At 43.3% G+C, this 17,662-nt stretch carries 17 protein-coding genes; 12 read left to right on the top strand and 5 right to left on the bottom strand.

Annotated features, from left to right (window positions below; all coding sequences use genetic code 11):
• Window positions 1–2: 2 nt before the first annotated feature.
• From L4D74_RS12720 to cobB, 8 genes are all read left to right on the top strand, one after another.
• A complete protein-coding gene (locus tag L4D74_RS12720; protein ID WP_428752451.1) occupies window positions 3–632 on the top strand; it encodes a TorD/DmsD family molecular chaperone in 630 nt (209 codons plus the stop codon).
• A gap of 108 nt (window positions 633–740) precedes the next feature.
• Window positions 741–959 (top strand): twin-arginine translocation signal domain-containing protein, encoded by a 219-nt coding sequence (locus L4D74_RS12715; RefSeq protein ID WP_428752450.1) that lies wholly within the window; start codon window positions 741–743, stop codon window positions 957–959.
• 11 nt (window positions 960–970) lie between these two features.
• Window positions 971–3,826 carry a formate dehydrogenase subunit alpha gene (locus tag L4D74_RS12710; protein WP_428752449.1) on the top strand — a complete coding sequence of 952 codons (2,856 nt, stop codon included), beginning with the start codon at window positions 971–973 and terminating at the stop codon, window positions 3,824–3,826.
• Window positions 3,827–3,837: 11 nt separating this feature from the next.
• On the top strand, window positions 3,838–4,446 hold the full coding sequence (fdh3B, locus tag L4D74_RS12705; protein WP_265677060.1) for a formate dehydrogenase FDH3 subunit beta: 609 nt from the start codon (window positions 3,838–3,840) through the stop codon (window positions 4,444–4,446).
• Between the two features lie 11 nt (window positions 4,447–4,457).
• On the top strand, window positions 4,458–5,519 hold the full coding sequence (locus L4D74_RS12700) for a formate dehydrogenase subunit gamma (RefSeq protein ID WP_428752448.1): 1,062 nt from the start codon (window positions 4,458–4,460) through the stop codon (window positions 5,517–5,519).
• Window positions 5,520–5,535: 16 nt separating this feature from the next.
• Window positions 5,536–5,967 carry a hypothetical protein gene (locus tag L4D74_RS12695; protein ID WP_428752447.1) on the top strand — a complete coding sequence of 144 codons (432 nt, stop codon included), beginning with the start codon at window positions 5,536–5,538 and terminating at the stop codon, window positions 5,965–5,967.
• A 406-nt stretch (window positions 5,968–6,373) separates the two neighbouring features.
• Window positions 6,374–7,594, top strand: coding sequence for an ammonium transporter (locus L4D74_RS12690; protein ID WP_428752446.1), 1,221 nt, complete (start codon window positions 6,374–6,376; stop codon window positions 7,592–7,594).
• Window positions 7,595–7,819: 225 nt separating this feature from the next.
• Window positions 7,820–8,560, top strand: a complete 741-nt coding sequence (gene cobB, locus L4D74_RS12685) for a Sir2 family NAD+-dependent deacetylase (protein WP_428752445.1) — start codon at window positions 7,820–7,822, stop codon at window positions 8,558–8,560.
• 134 nt (window positions 8,561–8,694) lie between these two features.
• On the opposite strand, the gene L4D74_RS12680 is transcribed toward cobB, so the two are convergent.
• The 5 genes from L4D74_RS12680 to potA all read right to left on the bottom strand — a co-directional run bounded on the left by L4D74_RS12680 (window position 8,695) and on the right by potA (window position 13,833).
• Complete coding sequence (locus L4D74_RS12680) at window positions 8,695–9,732, bottom strand: extracellular solute-binding protein (RefSeq protein ID WP_428752444.1); 1,038 nt, start codon at window positions 9,730–9,732, stop codon at window positions 8,695–8,697.
• A gap of 247 nt (window positions 9,733–9,979) precedes the next feature.
• Window positions 9,980–11,011, bottom strand: coding sequence for an extracellular solute-binding protein (locus tag L4D74_RS12675; RefSeq protein WP_428752443.1), 1,032 nt, complete (start codon window positions 11,009–11,011; stop codon window positions 9,980–9,982).
• A 95-nt stretch (window positions 11,012–11,106) separates the two neighbouring features.
• Entirely contained in the window at window positions 11,107–11,877 is a 771-nt protein-coding gene (potC, locus tag L4D74_RS12670; protein WP_428752442.1) for a spermidine/putrescine ABC transporter permease PotC, read from the bottom strand.
• Window positions 11,877–12,734 (bottom strand): spermidine/putrescine ABC transporter permease PotB, encoded by an 858-nt coding sequence (gene potB, locus L4D74_RS12665; RefSeq protein WP_428752441.1) that lies wholly within the window; start codon window positions 12,732–12,734, stop codon window positions 11,877–11,879. The genes potC and potB overlap by 1 nt, the downstream gene beginning before the upstream one ends.
• A complete protein-coding gene (potA, locus tag L4D74_RS12660; RefSeq protein ID WP_428752440.1) occupies window positions 12,718–13,833 on the bottom strand; it encodes a spermidine/putrescine ABC transporter ATP-binding protein PotA in 1,116 nt (371 codons plus the stop codon). Before potA ends, potB begins: the two co-directional genes overlap by 17 nt.
• Before the next feature lie 335 nt (window positions 13,834–14,168).
• Here potA and L4D74_RS12655 point away from each other — a divergent pair, with 335 nt between their 5' ends.
• The 4 genes from L4D74_RS12655 to ttcA all read left to right on the top strand — a co-directional run bounded on the left by L4D74_RS12655 (window position 14,169) and on the right by ttcA (window position 17,561).
• The gene (locus tag L4D74_RS12655; RefSeq protein WP_428752439.1) at window positions 14,169–15,032 is read left to right on the top strand and encodes a DUF2189 domain-containing protein; all 864 of its coding nucleotides are present in this window, start codon (window positions 14,169–14,171) and stop codon (window positions 15,030–15,032) included.
• Window positions 15,025–15,825: a glucosaminidase domain-containing protein gene (locus L4D74_RS12650; RefSeq protein WP_428752438.1), complete on the top strand. Its 801-nt coding sequence runs from the start codon at window positions 15,025–15,027 to the stop codon at window positions 15,823–15,825. The genes L4D74_RS12655 and L4D74_RS12650 overlap by 8 nt, the downstream gene beginning before the upstream one ends.
• A gap of 4 nt (window positions 15,826–15,829) precedes the next feature.
• Entirely contained in the window at window positions 15,830–16,489 is a 660-nt protein-coding gene (locus L4D74_RS12645) for a DUF2987 domain-containing protein (protein WP_428752437.1), read from the top strand.
• A gap of 178 nt (window positions 16,490–16,667) precedes the next feature.
• Window positions 16,668–17,561, top strand: coding sequence for a tRNA 2-thiocytidine(32) synthetase TtcA (gene ttcA, locus L4D74_RS12640; protein ID WP_428752436.1), 894 nt, complete (start codon window positions 16,668–16,670; stop codon window positions 17,559–17,561).
• Window positions 17,562–17,662 lie beyond the last annotated feature (101 nt).

Here is a 17,662-nt window from a genome sequence, read left to right as displayed (position 1 = left end):
AGATGTTGATGGAAGAACAACATGATGAAATGCGAAGTGACATTTATCTCTTGATTTCAACACTCTGCCGTCAAGCGCCAGATAGGGATCTAGTGGAGTTTTTAGCCCATCTAGAAATCGAAAGTGGCATCAATCAAATGACAGCAGCATGGCAGGATTTATCTGCTGCAGCCAAAGAAGCACAGGTCAGCGCGCTTGAAGATGAGTATCAAGATTTATTTATTGGTATTGGTAAAGGTGAAGTTGTGCCGTTTGCTTCTTGGCATCTGACTGGTTCATTAATGGAGAAACCGCTCGCTGCGTTAAGACAAACTCTGACTCAATTAGGATTGGAGCGAGAGGACGGAGTAAAGGAGCCTGAAGACCATATTGCCGCGATATGCGAAGTGATGGCAGCGTTAATTGAACAACAGAGTGAACCCGAAGCAAAGGCGTTTTTTAATCAACATCTTGCCACTTGGTATGGGTCGCTCTGTCGTCAAATGGAGTCGGCATCAAGTGCCCAGTTTTATAAGGCTGTAGCGGTTTTGATGGCTGCGTTTTTCGATGTAGAGCAGGTGAAGTATGCGACTAGCCCAGTGTCTACCAAAGCAAAAATGAAAATTGATGTAAAGAACATTACCACTAAGTAATGACCGTTTAATCGTTAGTAAGTTGAGCGTGAGGCTTAACTTAACTATTCAGCTTACTAGAGATGTCTGTGCTTATTAAGTACAAGGTATCCACTCAGGGAGCAAACTATGAGCAAGCAAAACAAGCAAGATGAACAGAGCACATGCAATGAAAGCCGACGTAATCTTTTAAAAGGATTAACGACTGCTGCGGTCGCGGGTGCCGTCATTACAGGTACCGCGCAGGCGGCAGGTAGTGATGTAGCAGATACACCGTTAGATAGCAGTGCAAAGAAAACGGGATATCGTGAAACACAACATGTGAAAGACTACTACGACACACTTTAAGGAGCGAACCAATGAAACTGACTAAACGCTCCAATACAGTGAGCAAAAATGAAAACAAGCTAGGCATTAGTCGCCGAACGTTTATGCGCAGCTCCACGCTTGCAGCAGGTGGTGTAGCCGCTGGCGCGTATGTATTTGCTCCAGGTATGATCAAGAAGGCAGAAGCCAAGGCTGTTGATCCTGAAGCGAAAACCGAAGTGAGACGAACAATTTGTTCACACTGTTCCGTAGGTTGCGGTGTCTATGCTGAAGTTCAAAATGGTGTGTGGACCGGGCAAGAGCCCGCATTTGACCACCCATTTAATGCTGGCGGACATTGTGCAAAAGGGGCAGCTTTACGTGAGCACGGACACGGCGAACGACGCCTTAAATATCCAATGAAGCTTGAAGGCGGTAAATGGAAAAAGCTGACGTGGGATGAAGCGATCGAAGAGATTGGAAGTAAAGTCTTAGAAATCCGCGAAGAATCAGGACCCGATTCCGTTTATTGGCTGGGCAGCGCTAAGCACAACAATGAACAAGCGTATATGTTCAGAAAAATGGCGTCTCTTTGGGGCACCAATAATGTCGACCACCAAGCACGTATTTGTCACTCGACTACAGTATCCGGTGTTGCTAATACATGGGGTTACGGGGCAATGACGAACTCTTTCAATGATATGCATAACTGTAAGTCTATGCTGTTCATTGGTTCAAACCCTGCGGAAGCTCATCCTGTTGCAATGCAGCACATCCTGATCGCGAAAGAGAAAAACGGTTGTAAGATCGTTGTTGCTGATCCAAGACGTACGCGTACCGCAGCGAAATCTGATCATTACTGTTCCCTAAGACCGGGGACCGATGTGGCCTTTGTATGGGGCTTGTTATGGCACATTTTTGCGAATAAATGGGAAGATCAGGAGTTTATTCGCCAGCGTGTGTTCGGGATGGACGAGATTCGCAAAGAAGTGGCTAACTGGAATCCAAAAGAAGTTGAACGTGTTACTGGTGTTAGCGAAGCTGATGTCTATAAAGCCGCTAAACTTCTTGCTGACAACCGTCCAGGCAGCATTATTTGGTGTATGGGTGGTACGCAACACACCACAGGTAATAACAACACCCGTGCTTACTGTGTGCTTGAGTTAGCGCTTGGCAATATTGGTAAGTCAGGTGGTGGAGCCAACATATTCCGTGGGCACGATAACGTACAAGGTGCGACGGATTTAGGCGTACTTTCTCATACACTCCCGGGTTATTACGGTTTGGCTGAAGGCTCTTGGAAGCATTGGGCTAAAGTTTGGGATGTCGATTTCGAGTGGGTCAAAGGACGTTTCGATCCAAACGAATATCGTGGTAAGAAACCGATGAATAACATGGGTATTCCGGTTTCTCGTTGGATCGATGGTGTACTAGAAAACAAAGACAATATTGAACAAAACGACAATATACGCGCCATGTTCTATTGGGGACATGCGGTTAACTCGCAAACCCGTGGCGTAGAAATGAAAAAGGCCATGTCGAAGTTAGACATGATGGTGATTGTTGATCCATACCCAACAGTTGCGGCGGTGATGAACGATCGAACTGACGGCGTGTATTTACTTCCTGCAACCACTCAGTTTGAAACGTATGGCTCGGTGACGGCATCAAACCGCTCTATTCAATGGCGAGATCAAGTCATTGAACCGTTGTTTGACTCTAAACCCGATCACGAAATCATGTACCTTTTAACGAAAAAGTTGGGCTTTTCTGATCAGCTATTCAAAAACATTAGCGTTGAAAATAACCAACCTTTGATTGAAGACATTACCCGTGAATTTAACAAAGGTATGTGGACGATAGGTTATACAGGACAAAGTCCAGAACGTTTAAAAGCGCATCAACAAAACTGGCATATTTTCAATAAAACTAGCCTAGAAGCCGAAGGTGGTGTCGCCAATGGTGAAACGTATGGTTTACCTTGGCCATGTTGGGGTACGCCAGAAATGAAACACCCTGGCACACATATTCTCTATGACACATCAAAGCCGGTCGCACTTGGCGGCGGTAACTTCCGTGCGCGATTTGGTGTTGAGTATGAAGGAAATAATCTGCTGGCTGAAGATAGCTATTCTGTTGGCTGTGAAATTGAAGATGGCTACCCAGAGTTTACTGATAAGCTAATTAAACAGCTTGGTTGGTGGGGGGATTTGACCCCTGAAGAACAAGCCGCAGCGGAAGGTAAAAACTGGAAAACAGACTTGTCAGGCGGTATTCAACGTGTCGCTGTACTTCATGGCTGTATGCCATTTGGTAATGCGAAAGCTCGTGCGATTGTTTGGACTTTCCCAGATAAAGTCCCGTTGCATCGTGAGCCACTCTACACACCACGACGTGATCTGGTTGTGGATTATCCTACCTGGGATGACAGTGAATCGATTTATCGTTTACCAACGCTTTATAAGTCAATTCAAGATCAAGATAAATCTGGCGAATATCCAATTGTATTGACCTCTGGACGCTTGGTTGAATATGAAGGTGGTGGTGAAGAAACGCGCTCTAACCCTTGGCTTGCCGAGCTACAACGAGAAATGTTTGTAGAAGTTAACCCGAAAGATGCCAATGACATTGGCTTTAAAGACGGCGACATGGTTTGGGTTGAAGGTGCAGAGAAGGGCCGAATTAAGGTGAAAGCGCTCGTGACGCGACGTGTTAAACCGGGATTAGCGTTCATTCCTTTCCACTTTGGTGGAAAATTCCAAGGTGAAGATCTTCGTTCTAAATACCCTGAGGGTAGCGATCCTTATGTGTTAGGCGAAGCGGCAAATACTGCGACCACCTACGGTTATGATCCGGTCACGCAGATGCAAGAAACTAAAGTCACCCTCTGTAATATCAAGAAAGCGTAAGGAGTCATAACATGGCTAGAATGAAATTCCTTTGTGACACCAAACGTTGTATTGACTGTAACGGCTGTGTCACAGCATGTAAAAACGAAAACGATGAAGCGCTTGAGTGGGGTATCCAACGCCGCCGAGTAGTGACATTAAATGATGGCGAACCGGGTGAAAACTCAATCTCCGTTGCTTGTATGCACTGTACGGATGCGCCTTGTATGGCGGTCTGTCCAGCTGATTGTTTTGAGCATACAGAGGACGGTATTGTGCTTCACAATAAAGATCTCTGTATTGGTTGCGGTTATTGCTTATTTGCTTGCCCATTTGGTGCTCCACAGTTCCCTAAACAAGCTTCGTTTGGTGAGCGTGGCAAGATGGACAAGTGTACGTTCTGTGCGGGCGGTCCTGAAACTGAAGATAATTCAGAAGAAGAACGCGCTAAATACGGTGCAAACCGTATTGCTGAAGGTAAACTGCCGATGTGTGCTTCGTTATGTTCAACAAAAGCACTGCTGGCCGGGGATGCAGAGAAAGTCTCTGACATATTCCGTCAACGTGTGGTAGAGCGTGGAGCAAAAAATGCAGGTTGGAGCGACGGTCACGACCTGTCTTACGATGCAACCAAGAGCTAATGGAGACACGTATGCTAAGTACGCTTAGAAACCAAGCTCTTGCAATGCTGCCTATATTGGCAGCATTACTGCTGACCTTGTCGTTTGGAGTACAAGCAGAAGAGAGCAAGAATGACAAAGTAGTGCAAAGTGAAATGGTCCAGTTGGCTGGTGCCGATTATTGGCGTGCAGTTAAAGATGGAGTAGAAGGGACGACGACGTCTGGCTCTCCAGAGCACGGAGTATTGATTAGTACTCCGGGTGAAACTTGGTTCATTTTAAAAGAGAAATGGATGTCTCCTGCGGCAGCGGTAGCGATTTTCGGTAGTATCTCGATGGTGGTGCTTATGTACTTCATCGTTGGACCACTGAAGCTAAGCGCTGCACGAACAGGCAAAAAAGTGAAGCGTTGGTCTAGAATGGATCGTGCCCTTCACTGGAGTATGGCATTTACCTTTTTGACTCTTGCATTTAGTGGACTGATGCTGGTCTACGGTAAACACTTTATGAAGCCCTATGTTCCAACAGAACTTTGGGGGTGGACCATTTATATTGCCAAGCAATACCATAACTATGTGGGCCCGCTATTCTTCATTCTACTTTTCGCGGTTCTAATCAAATGGTGGCGAAAATCCATCTTTGATAAGACCGACGTGCAGTGGTTTATGAAGCTTGGAGGCATGGTTGGTAAGCACAAAGGGTCGCATCCATCTGCTGGGTTTTCAAATGGTGGGGAAAAAGCGATTTATTGGTTACTTATCTGTTTTGGTGCGGTAGCGGCCGTCAGTGGCTTAGTCCTCGATTTCCCAATTTTCGGACAAACTCGCCGTGATATGGAGCTGTCGAATTTAGTGCATATGTTCTCTGCATTGATTTTGATTTGTGGTTTTGTGTTCCATATTTATATCGGGCTTTTTGGTATGGAAGGTGCACTAGAAGGCATGGTTACTGGTGAAGTTGATGAAACATGGGCGAAAGAACATCATGATTTGTGGTTTGAGGAAGTGCAAAACGCAGACAACGAAGAAGTAAATTCGGCACCGAACGCTGATTCAACGTCTACGAAGACTCAATCCGACAGTAAGCTGACTTAAGGGAGTATCGACTATTATGCAGCAACAACATAAAGGCATTTGGGTTGCGTACATCTTAAGCCTCTTTACGCCCTTTACTTTACTTATCTCAGGCGTTATAGCTATTGTTTACGCAGGCTATCGATTGGATAAAGGTGAGGATACAGATGTCGTCAACTCACATTATTACGGACTAATTAGGACGTTTTTTCTAAACCTAACCTTCTTTGTCGTTTTAATCGTTACCGTTGCCACCTCGAATGGATTACTGAAAGGCGTGACCCATTACTGGTATAAAGCGACATGGATTGATCAAATTGCCAACGTTATTCCATATGTAGGGATGGTGTTTGCAGCGGTTGCGATTATCGTGTGGATAATCCGTATGTTCAAGGGAATGGATATGCTTAAGCGTAATATTCCGATGACGTTTGATAAAGGTCCTCAACTGATTGATACGACGCAATAAACGCAGCCAGTTAACGCTGTAAAAGTCGCTAAGCCCATGTTGTAAGACACATGGGCTTTCTTTTGTCCCGCATATACTACCAGCATGTTCAAGTGTCTTTGATATGCTTCCATTACGACATGCCACATTAACCAGGTCGCAACATCTTGGTGCGCACAAGTTTAGTGCTTATCACTAACATGGTGCAACCAATCATAACTTCGATAGCGAGTTGACTGAATGTTCCAAATTAAAACTCAGTGTTATTAGTGTGTTACTGCGATTAGTCAAGGTTGTGTTTCTTGGAATAGTTCTTGCTGTTATCAAGCCATGAGAATTCAAAGCACCAACTTGGTGTGATGGAAATGTTATGAAGCACAATGATGATGCTTTACATGGAAATGTGGTTTAAAGGAGTAATCGATACATGACCCCTTCGGTAGAACAGGTACATGGCGCTGTACAAACGCTCACACAAAGCTCAGACACGCTCTTCTTATTATTAGGCGCGATCATGGTATTTTTAATGCACGCCGGCTTCGCTTTTCTTGAAGTAGGAACCGTAAGACATAAAAACCAAGTTAATGCGTTGGTAAAAATACTTGCTGATTTTGGTGTTTCAGCCATTGCCTATTTCTTTATTGGGTACTGGGTTGCTTATGGAGGCACATTCTTTGCCGATGCAGAAACACTATCACAAGGTAATGGCTATGAATTGGTTAAATTCTTCTTCTTGCTAACATTTGCAGCCGCTATACCGGCAATTGTCTCGGGAGGTATCGCGGAGCGCGCTCGATTCTATCCAATCCTGTTAGCGACGTTTTTTACGGTTGGCTTAGTGTACCCATTGTTTGAAGGTATTATTTGGAATGGTAACTTTGGGTTTCAAGGGTGGCTAGAAACCACATTTGGCGCCGGGTTCCATGACTTCGCAGGTTCTGTCGTGGTGCATGGTGTAGGTGGCTGGATAGCGTTAGTCGCGGTTATATTTTTAGGGATGAGAAAAGGCCGTATTCGCGCAGGTAAACATACAAACTTTGCACCATCCAATATTCCGTTCTTAGCTTTAGGGGCATGGATATTGAGTGTCGGCTGGTTCGGATTTAATGTTATGTCCGCCCAAGCGCTCGAGGGTATCAGTGGGCTTGTAGCCATGAACTCTTTAATGGCGATGGTTGGTGGTATATTAGCGGCGCTTATCGTTGGGAAAAACGACCCTGGGTTTATTCATAATGGTCCACTCGCGGGTCTCGTTGCAATTTGTGCGGGCTCTGATCTAATGCATCCCATTGGTGCTCTGATCACAGGTTCAATTGCAGGTGCTCTGTTTGTTTGGGCATTTACCTACCTGCAAAATAAAACAAAAATTGACGATGTATTGGGTGTATGGCCACTACATGGCTTATGTGGTGCTTGGGGCGGTATTGCTGCAGGCATATTTGGTCAAAGTGCGCTAGGCGGGTTAGGGGGCGTGAGCTTTGCCGCGCAATTGGTCGGTACGCTTGCAGGAATCGCTATAGCACTTATCGGAGCGCTAATAGTTTATGGTGTATTAGACAAGGTCACGGGTCTAAGGCTATCTGAGGAAGATGAGTTTAATGGCGCAGATTTAGCTATCCACAAAATTTCATCGACTAATGAGGACTAGGTTAGCGAATCATCATACGTAATCAACCCAAGAGAGGTGTCTATCGACACCTCTTTTGGGTTCTATTGTACGTACTGTTTAATCGTTCACAAAATTGCTAAAAAGCACCCAAATAATGCTTTTAAATCAAAGGCATTAGACTATGGTCTAAGTGTCAAAACTCGGTTGCCCACAGTAATCCATGTTATTCTTGTGGTATAGCTTACGTCAGAACAAGGATGGTTTATGAACTTCCCTTATAAAAATATTGTGGTATTAACAGGTGCGGGTATCTCAGCAGAATCGGGAATACAAACTTTTCGGACGCAAGACGGATTGTGGGAAAATCATAGAATTGAAGATGTGGCGACGCCGGAAGGCTTTGTTCGTGATCCTAATTTGGTTCAAAGCTTTTATAATCAAAGGCGCAAAAAACTACAACAACCGAGCATTCTTCCCAATGCAGCTCATATCGCACTAGGTCAACTTGAGCGCGACCTTAATGGCTGCGTCACAGTCATCACACAAAATATCGATAACCTTCATGAACGGGGCGGTAGCGATAATGTCATTCATATGCATGGGGAACTACTAAAGGCCCGATGCTCAGAATCAGGGCAGGTGATCGACATGAAAGACGATATCGTTACGGGTGATTTATGTCATTGCTGCCAATTACCTAGCCAGATTCGCCCTCACATTGTTTGGTTTGGAGAGATGCCGTTAAAGATGGGGGACATCTATTCAGCATTAGAGGCGGCTGACCTGTTTATTTCTATCGGCACCTCGGGTGTAGTGTACCCAGCCGCCGGTTTTGTACATGATGCAAAAATGCATGGTGCTCATACTATTGAAATTAACCTTGAGCCAAGTGCCGTTCAAAGTGAATTTGAAGAAAAACGGTACGGTAAAGCCAGTATAGAAGTGCCGAAGTTAGTTAAAGAACTACTGGCATTGCAAACTCAAGACCAAGAGACGTCATTGTAATACAACAGGATTTCACACCTGTCATCAACTCGTTATCGTTGATAACAAAAAGCCCTCAAAAAATGAGGGCTTTTGATTTAGAGTAAATAGGGTAGTCGTAATACTCGTAGCCCTATTATTCACGCTAGCCGAGCTTAATTGTCAACTTTAAGCTTTTGGAAGTATTCTTCGTAAAGTGCACCAGCTTCACCAACTTCATCTTGCCACGTACCTGAATCCATCACCTCTTGTGGTGGGAAGACATTTTTGTCTTCGGCGAACTCTTTTGGTAGCAGTGGATAAGCCGTCTTGACTGGCGTTGGGTAACCAATTTCCAATGCAATTTTCGCCGCATTTTCTGGGCGAAGTAGGAAGTCGATCATCTTGTGAGCGGCTTCGACATTCTTCGCACCAGATGGAATTGCTAGGCTATCCATCCAAAAAATCGTGCCTTTTTCAGGCCAAACAATTTCAATTGATGCACCTTCTTGACGAGCCATGTAAGCTGAACCATTCCAAAGCATACCCAAAGATACCTCACCAGCTAAGTATGGGTTAGCTGGGAAATCTGAGTTAAATACCAGTACATTCGGAACCAGTTTGCGCAGTTCTTCGTAAGCCGCTTTTATCTCTTCTGGATTTGTTGTGTTTGGAGAATAACCCAGTTTTGTTAGCGCGATATGGAAGACTTCACGAGAGTCATCCATCATCATTAGCTGACCTTCCCACTTCTGGTCCCACAAGTCATCCCAGCTCTTAACTGCAGACTTATCAAGCATGTCGGTATTGACACCAATGCCCGTTGCACCCCAAATGTAAGGGATAGAAAAGTTGTTATCCGGGTCGAAAGGCTTGTCTAAGTAATTGGCATCGAGATCTTGAAAATGTGATAGCTGCTCTTTATCGATTTGTTGCAGCATGCCTTCTTTACGCATCTTTGAAACGAAATACGTTGAAGGAACCACTAGATCATAACCTGAGCCTTGAGTTTTTAACTTAGCATACATGCTTTCGTTAGACTCGTAGGTTGAATAGATGACTTTAATCCCTGTTTCTTTAGTAAAGTCCTCTAAAACTTCACTTGGAATGTATTCAGACCAGTTGTAGAAATAGAGTTCTTCGTTGGCAGCAAACGCCGGGGTAGTGAAGAGAGTCGCCGCACAAAGGGCGCTAGCATACAGTTTGCTTTTCATTACTTTTCCGTTTGTATTTTATTAACAAAGAGCCATAGAAGGCATGACAATTTGATGATGTTTTAGCAAGCAAAATCAAATGACTTTGGACGCCATAAATAATTTGACGTAAGTCACAAGATTATATCAGTGATTGAGAGATATCTCTATGTGGCTGTTTACAAAAAATAAACGTTTGGAAGGTTATAAGGGATCTTTCAAATAAAAAAGGTGGCAGATGCCACCTTTTAGTAGGGAAGTAGTGAAACTACTGTCCAGCTTTGAGCTTCATGAAATAATCTTCGTAAGCGACGGTTTTGTCGCCAACTGAATCTTGCCATTCAACACGGTCTAAATCTTCCTGAGAAGGGAACAGAGCGGGTTCATGTTTAAACTTGTCATTTGAGGCCTTTACTGCCGTTAAATAACCGGTGTCATTTGAGATTTGTTCTGCAATTTCTGGACGCAGTAAGAAATCAATCATCTTGTGAGCCGCATCAACGTTAGCTGCTCCTGAGCTGATAGCGAAGTTATCAACCCAGCCTATGCCACCTTCTTTAGGGAAAACAAGTTGTAAAGGCACGCCTTCTTTTTGCGCAGCAGCAGCAGATCCGTTCCATAACATACCTAAGCCCACTTCTCCTGACATGTACGGGGAACCTGGGTTATCTGAATTAAACACTAATACGTTTGGCATTAGTTTTTGAAGTTCAGCGTACGCCTCATCAATTTGAGCTTGATCCGTTGTATTACCAGAATAACCCAGTTTACGTAAGGCAATATGGAACACCTCACGCGTATCGTCCATCATCATAAGCTGACCTTCTAACTCAGGCTTCCACAAATCGGCCCAGCTAGTAAAGTCATTGGGATCATACATGTCGGTATTCACCGCCAAGCCAGTAATCGCGACAACGTGAGGAATCGAATAATCGTTATTCGGGTCATACGGTTTGTCTAGATAATTGCTATCAAGGTTACCAAAGTTGCTAAGTTTACTCTTATCGATTTTTTGTAGCATGCCTTCATCGCGCATTTTCGCTACGAAGTAGGTAGACGGAACGACAAGATCGTAACCTTTATTGTGTGTCTTCAACTTAGCATAAAGCGTCTCATTAGACTCATAAGTCGAATAGATGACCTTTATACCGGTTTCTTCAGTGAACTGCTCGAGGATGTTACTGTTGATGTACGGTCCCCAGTTCATGAATACTAATTGTTGCTCTTTTGCACTAACCATGCCTGATGCAAGAGAAAGTGCACATGCACTACCAGCTAATAAAGTAGCCCATTTTTTCATTGACGTAAGCTCCAAACAAACGCTGCCATAATGGCATAGATAAAAAAAGCAGAGTGACGGCGTCACTCTGCTCTCACTTTAAATTTGACGACACATTACTTAATTTTTTCACGCGCAAGAAATTGCGAAGTCATGACCAAAGCCAGCGACACAATGAGCATGATGGTTGCTAGGGCATTGACCTCCGGAGAAATACCAACCTTAACCATAGAGTAGATCTTCAGCGGTAAAATTTCGTAAGTCGGCCCAGTAACAAACGAGCTCACAATGACATCATCAAGAGATAATGTAAAACTTAGCAACCAACCGCCAGCCACTGCTGGCTTAGCCAGTGGAAGAATAATTTGCTTTAGGATGGTCCATTCACTTGCGCCAAGATCTTTTGCCGCTTCTAACATTTTGACGTCGAAGCCTTTTAAACGGCTATAGACAGTGACAACGACAAACGGCAAGCAAAACGTGATATGCGCAACCAACAGGGTAAAGAAACCAAGTTGAACGCCCATTACCAAGAATATAGCGAGTAATGAAATCGCCATCACGATGTCAGGGGACATCATAACGATAAACAATAAGCCACTTACCGCTTGTTTGCCTTTAAATTGATAGCGAAACAATGCCACCGCAGTCAAACTGCCAATTAACGTCGCTGCTGTCGCGGAAAACACGGCGACATTAATTGAATGCCAAGCCGCTTGCATAAGGCTGTCGTTATTGAACAGTGCGTGATACCACTTCGTCGTGAGACCACCCCATTTCATACCGAATTTATTGGCATTAAAGGAGTTAGCAATCAAGACAATGATTGGTAAGTACAAAAATGCATAAACTAATGTCATGAAACCAAATTTAGCAGTGCGACCCATTATTCGAGCTCCACTTTACGGTTTAATAATTTACCTGCTCGATAGTAGGCATAGAGCATAACAGCCATAGCTGTTGTTAGGGCGATACTGGTTGCGGCACCAAATGGCCAATCCCTTGCGTTGAGAATCTGGCTCTTAATCACGTTACCAATGAGTAGGTTTTTCGCACCACCAAGCAAATCGGCAATATAGAACATGCCTAATGCTGGCAATAGCACCAACAAGCAACCACCAATAATACCCGGCATCGTCAAAGGTAAAATCACTTTAGTAATAGTTTGCCATTTACTTGCACCCAAATCTTTTGCCGCTTCGATGTAGGTATGATCCAACTTCTCTAGTGCCGAGTAGAGGGGGAGAATCATAAAAGGTAGCAAAATGTAGACTAAACCGATCATGACAGCTGTTTCCGTATACATAATACGTAGCGGCTTATCGATGATATCCAGTGCTAGCAGGCCTTTATTTAATATGCCCTGAGTTCCGAGAACAATTTTCAAGCCATAGGTTCGAATTAGAGAGTTAGTCCAAAACGGAACAATGACGAGAAACAGCATAAAAGGACGCCATTTTTCTGGCATCTTTGCAACGATATAGGCAAACGGGTAGCCAATAACAAGACAAATTAAGGTCGCAACGATTGCCATATAGAACGAGTGCATGACCACTTTGGCGTACAAAGGGTCCAACAAACGGGCGTAGTTGTTAAGCGTAAACGTCATCTCAATGAGATTAGCTTCGTCTCTAGTTAAAAAGCTTGTGCCAATGATCATCACATTGGGGATCAATACAAACAGTACTAACCAGCCAACGATTAATGTGATGATGGCATTTTGTAAATTAAATTTCTTGCTCATCTTTTAATACCACTTCCCAGCTTTCAACCCAAGTAACGGCAACTTTTTGACCCAAAGAGTGGTCAACATCAGGATCATCTTCATTAAAGAATTCACTGACCATTACGCGCATTCCAGATTCAAGCTCTACTACCGAATCCAGCGTCATGCCTTTGTAGGTACGTTCGGCTACGTGGCCAACAATACCTTTGGTTTCTGACTCTTTGATTTCTTCGATTCGTAAATCTTCTGGGCGAAGTAGTACTTGTAGCTTCTCACCGTCTACGCAAGGCTGATCGTGATAAACTATGCACTCTTGGCCTTCAATCATTGCTTGAATACGCTTGTCATCAATACGTTGATTGACGATCGCATTAAAGACATTGATTTCACCGATAAAACGCGCCACGAACAGATTTTTAGGCTCTTCGTAGATTTCACGTGGTGACCCGTCTTGTTCGATCACACCATCGCGCATAACAATGATACGGTCAGACATGGATAGCGCTTCTTCTTGGTCGTGTGTGACGAAGATAAAGGTAATGCCTAGCTGACGTTGTAATTGTTTAAGCTCAATTTGCATTTGCTTGCGTAGCTTGTAATCAAGCGCTGACAAAGATTCATCGAGTAATAATACTTTTGGCTTATTCACTACCGCTCGCGCAATCGCGATACGTTGCTGTTGACCACCTGAAAGTTGATGAGGCTTGCGTTGCGCCATTTTTTCCAATCGAACCATTTTGAGCGCTTCTGTCACTCGTGGTTCAATCTCTGCACTTGGTACTTTTTGCATACGTAAGCCAAACGCGACGTTTTCAAACACTGTCATGTGAGGGAATAGGGCGTAGCTTTGGAAGACGGTATTGACATGCCTTTGCTCAGCAGGAACTTCGGTGACATCTTGGTCTGCAAGGCTAATCGAGCCGTTATCTACGGTTTCAAAGCCTGCAATCATTCTAAGTACGGTAGTTTTACCGCAACCTGAAGGACCTAAGATAGTGAGAAACTCACCATGATTAACGTTTAAGTCTAGATTTGCGATGATTTCCTTACCATCGAAACTTTTACTTACACCAGATAGCTGTACGACTGGTGTTCCTACTGATTGTTTAGCGTTCAATGTCTGCTTATCTCCACCTTGGCCGTTTGGTTTTTCTTGGCCTGTTGCGATACACGATTAAGGCGCGCATCATAATCACCAATGGGGTGAAATCAAAGCACTTTTTATCTTGAAACAAAAAAAATTTCGCAGGTAAAAGTAAACATTATTTACCATACTTGTTTCAGAAAGCTTCAAGATGAAAAATTCACCTTATCAAGTGGTTAATTATTATCCAAAAAGATAATAAAGCAAGCTTATTAGCGTGATAATCATTGCGTGATACCGCTATAATGGCGCAGCCTTTTTAACGGAAAAATAGACGTTCGCATTCTTAAGTGTGACATGGAAAAACTATGAAAAATGATTTTGAAAGAGACTTCAATTTAGGTGGCAGTATTGAGCGCGCTGTATCGGGTCAGTATGAACTGAAAGCTGGCGAGATATTTCAAGAAGCATGGAAGCAAACCATGAAACATTTCATGTCGTTTTCTCCGGCGATCATCGCCCTTATTTTTGTTCAGTTAGGTATCTTTTATGTCGCGTTAAAACTTCAACTTGGTGATCCTAGCCTTATCTTACAAGCCTTTGCGGATCCATCGTTACTTGATGAGCGAATCTTTCAGGCAATTTTTGTTGCCAACTTTAGCTATGAAGTTGTAAGCGCACCATTTTATGCCAGCGTGTCATTAATGGCGATGAGTCATGCATGTGGTTTAACAACAAAATCTCGTCATATTGCCAAAGGCTTACAATTTACTGTACCCGTTATTATTGCAACCTTAGCAAGCCTTGTACTGCAAGGTGTTGTTGGGATGATGTTGCCTTTCATTTCAATGTATCTTTCGCTCGCGTTTAGCCAGTCAATATTGCTTATTTGTGAAAAACGTATTGCGCCAATGCAATCGCTCTTGCTTTCATTGCGTGCTGTAAACAAAAAGATTTTCGTTCTGGCCGGTATTTATAGCGTGATGATGTTGATGTTTATCGTTGGTGCCATGTTTTACGGTATAGGGTTGATTTTTGTCTTACCATTTTTCTTCCACGTAAAAGGTATTCTATATCGTGAAATGTTTGGTATTAAACTGCAAATAACTGCCAATCAAGATGATGATTCCGATGATGATTCCGATGGTGATCAAGGTACTCCACCACGCGATAATGATCATAACAGTAATAACGATAAACCGAACAAGAACCCTGAGGTTTTCGATGCGTAAGACGCACAAGTTAGTGGCAGCAGCCGTGCTGCTTTCGGGCAGTACTTTTTGGTATCTTAATCAAGATAATGAAAACTACGACGACAGTGATGTTTCAGGGCTAGCACTAACGCCAATCTCTGATTCTCCACCTGACATTGGCGCTATTACTGATATTAAACAAAAGAAACAAACTTTTTTTGATTACCTAAGACCCGGCGTAGCCATTGAAAATGCACGAGTTGTTAAAGAGCGGAAGCGTATTTTGCAATTGCAATTGGCACTTGATGAGCAATCTGTTACCCAAGAGCAAATCGAAACTTCTAAACGAATAGGGCGATTGTATAACTTGGAGCCTACCGAGTTAACCTACGAGTGGATTGAGCAAATTCTGCAACGGGTCGACGTATTGCCCGAGTCTTTAGTGTTAACTCAGGCGGCAAATGAGTCAGCTTGGGGAACATCTCGCTTTGCAAAAGAGGCGAACAATTACTTCGGTCAATGGTGTTATAGCAACGGATGTGGTCTAGTGCCTCTACAGCGTGGAGAAGGCAAAACGCATGAGGTTGCTAAGTTTTCTTCGCCTCAGCAATCTATTCATGGGTATTTTATGAATGTGAATAGAAACAATGCCTATAGTGAGCTTCGAGCTATTCGCGGACAGCTGAGGGAAAGTGGAGCATCACTGTTAACGGAAACCTCCGCACTCGCGATGACGAACGGATTACTTCGCTACTCTGAGCGCGGTGAGGCATACGTCAAAGACTTACAAGCGATGATTCGCCATAATGAAGAATTCTGGATATCAAAATAAAACTATGAAAAAAGTAGCTAATTTAGCCTTACTTGGTCTATTCGCGGGTATGTTAGCCATGCCTGCAACAGCACAAGAATATCGCTTTACTTATTCGAAACTCTATTCTCAAATGAAAAATAATATTAAAGAAGGGCATGAAGACGTTAAGGTCGGATTCTTCTTTGTGGACGCCCAGACCCAGCAATTGTGTAATATCGAAAAAGCTTGGATGGAGAAAGAGGAAAAATACGAAGAGTTAAAAACCAGTGAATACAACGAATTACTGGTGCCATTAGATGGCAACTTAAAGCAAGCAAACCCTTTAGTCTATATACACACGCCACAAATGAAGCAATGTGACTTTTCTATGGTAGTAATGACTAAAGAACCGCTATCCGGAAAGGTGTCTTATCAAGATGTAGCGAGTCTTTTGCCACAAATGCAGACGATGCTGAATGACCTTGGTGGTATGTTTTCTGGTTGGTTTACCGCTGACGTTGCTGGACTTACTCTAGAGTTTGCTGAACAGTCGGATGGACGTATTGAGCTATCTGATGGCGAGTTTATCGAGATTGTTAATGGTAAAGCTCAGGTCTTGCTCGAACAAATAGGTAAAAATGGACACATGCAACTCCCTTCTAAAACTAGCCGAGTATTGCCGTACATTCCTAGTGCAAATTAGTGGTAACGGTGATCTTTATTGTTACGGGTATAGCTAATTAACCGATAAAACAAGTAAGTGATAGGGTTACTATTGCTTTGCTTGTTTTCACATCCAATAAAACAAAGTATAATCCGCGCCCTATAACGCATCCGACGGTCCATGGCCGTCGAACAAGTCGGTAGTATGAGAAATCGCAATGAATCAAAAAGATACCAGAAAAGAAACACTTGAATTCAACAAACTCCAAAAACGCCTTAGGAGAAATGTTGGTAATGCCATCATAGATTACAACATGATCGAAGAAAATGATGTAGTAATGGCATGTATCAGTGGTGGTAAAGACTCATTCGCGATGCTTGATATCTTGTTACGATTGAAAGAAGCGGCGCCGATTCATTTTGATGTTGTTGCTGTCAATTTAGACCAGAAACAACCAGGCTTCCCAGAGCATATTTTGCCTGAGTACTTTGAAACGCTAAATATTCCTTATTACATTGTTGATAAAGATACCTATTCAGTCGTGAAAGAGAAAATCCCTGAAGGTAAAACCACATGTGGCTTATGCTCACGCTTACGTCGTGGCACTCTTTATTCGTTTGCAGAAAAAATTGGTGCAACTAAAATCGCACTTGGTCATCACCTAGATGACATTGTTGAAACGATGTTTTTAAATATGTTCCACGGTGCGCGTCTAAAGGCTATGCCGCCTAAACTTCGTTCTGATGATGGACGAAATGTTGTCATTCGTCCGCTGACCTATTGTCGTGAGACCGACTTAATTCAGTATGCTGAGCATAAAGAATTCCCAATCATTCCATGTAATCTTTGTGGCTCGCAAGAGAATCTGCAGCGCCAAAGCATTAAAGCTATGCTGATTGACTGGGATAAGAAAACACCGGGTCGTGTTGAAAAGATTTTCAAGTCGATTCAAAACGTAAGTCCAAGCCAATTGGCTGATAAAGATTTATTTGATTTTGAAAACCTCCCAATCGATAGAGAAGGGGAACGCGCTCAATACGGATTTAATGAGGCTGAAATTTCATCGTCAAACATTGATGAATCGATGTTTATCAATGTTGCTAACATTTAATTTTTTAGCTCAGTCACCAACGGTCGTCAATAAAAAAGCCCCATGATTGGGGCTTTTTGCTATCTATCAGTGATCTAATGACACTCCAAGTAAAATTTCCG

Source organism: Vibrio cionasavignyae, assembly GCF_050337155.1.
In the GTDB taxonomy this organism is placed as follows: domain Bacteria; phylum Pseudomonadota; class Gammaproteobacteria; order Enterobacterales; family Vibrionaceae; genus Vibrio; species Vibrio nomapromontoriensis.
Note: the sequence above shows the minus strand (reverse complement) of the source record. Positions and strands in the feature narration are given on the sequence as shown.

Coding starts and splice junctions, on each gene's coding strand:
- L4D74_RS12700 (WP_428752448.1), top strand. CDS start 4,458: ATGCTAAGTACGCTTAGAAACCAAGCTCTTGCAATGCTGCCTATATTG.
- L4D74_RS12710 (WP_428752449.1), top strand. CDS start 971: ATGAAACTGACTAAACGCTCCAATACAGTGAGCAAAAATGAAAACAAG.
- cobB (WP_428752445.1), top strand. CDS start 7,820: ATGAACTTCCCTTATAAAAATATTGTGGTATTAACAGGTGCGGGTATC.
- L4D74_RS12720 (WP_428752451.1), top strand. CDS start 3: ATGTTGATGGAAGAACAACATGATGAAATGCGAAGTGACATTTATCTC.
- fdh3B (WP_265677060.1), top strand. CDS start 3,838: ATGGCTAGAATGAAATTCCTTTGTGACACCAAACGTTGTATTGACTGT.
- L4D74_RS12645 (WP_428752437.1), top strand. CDS start 15,830: ATGAAAAAAGTAGCTAATTTAGCCTTACTTGGTCTATTCGCGGGTATG.
- L4D74_RS12650 (WP_428752438.1), top strand. CDS start 15,025: ATGCGTAAGACGCACAAGTTAGTGGCAGCAGCCGTGCTGCTTTCGGGC.
- L4D74_RS12680 (WP_428752444.1), bottom strand. CDS start 9,732: ATGAAAAGCAAACTGTATGCTAGCGCCCTTTGTGCGGCGACTCTCTTC.
- L4D74_RS12690 (WP_428752446.1), top strand. CDS start 6,374: ATGACCCCTTCGGTAGAACAGGTACATGGCGCTGTACAAACGCTCACA.
- L4D74_RS12655 (WP_428752439.1), top strand. CDS start 14,169: ATGAAAAATGATTTTGAAAGAGACTTCAATTTAGGTGGCAGTATTGAG.
- L4D74_RS12715 (WP_428752450.1), top strand. CDS start 741: ATGAGCAAGCAAAACAAGCAAGATGAACAGAGCACATGCAATGAAAGC.
- potB (WP_428752441.1), bottom strand. CDS start 12,734: ATGAGCAAGAAATTTAATTTACAAAATGCCATCATCACATTAATCGTT.
- L4D74_RS12675 (WP_428752443.1), bottom strand. CDS start 11,011: ATGAAAAAATGGGCTACTTTATTAGCTGGTAGTGCATGTGCACTTTCT.
- ttcA (WP_428752436.1), top strand. CDS start 16,668: ATGAATCAAAAAGATACCAGAAAAGAAACACTTGAATTCAACAAACTC.
- L4D74_RS12695 (WP_428752447.1), top strand. CDS start 5,536: ATGCAGCAACAACATAAAGGCATTTGGGTTGCGTACATCTTAAGCCTC.
- potC (WP_428752442.1), bottom strand. CDS start 11,877: ATGGGTCGCACTGCTAAATTTGGTTTCATGACATTAGTTTATGCATTT.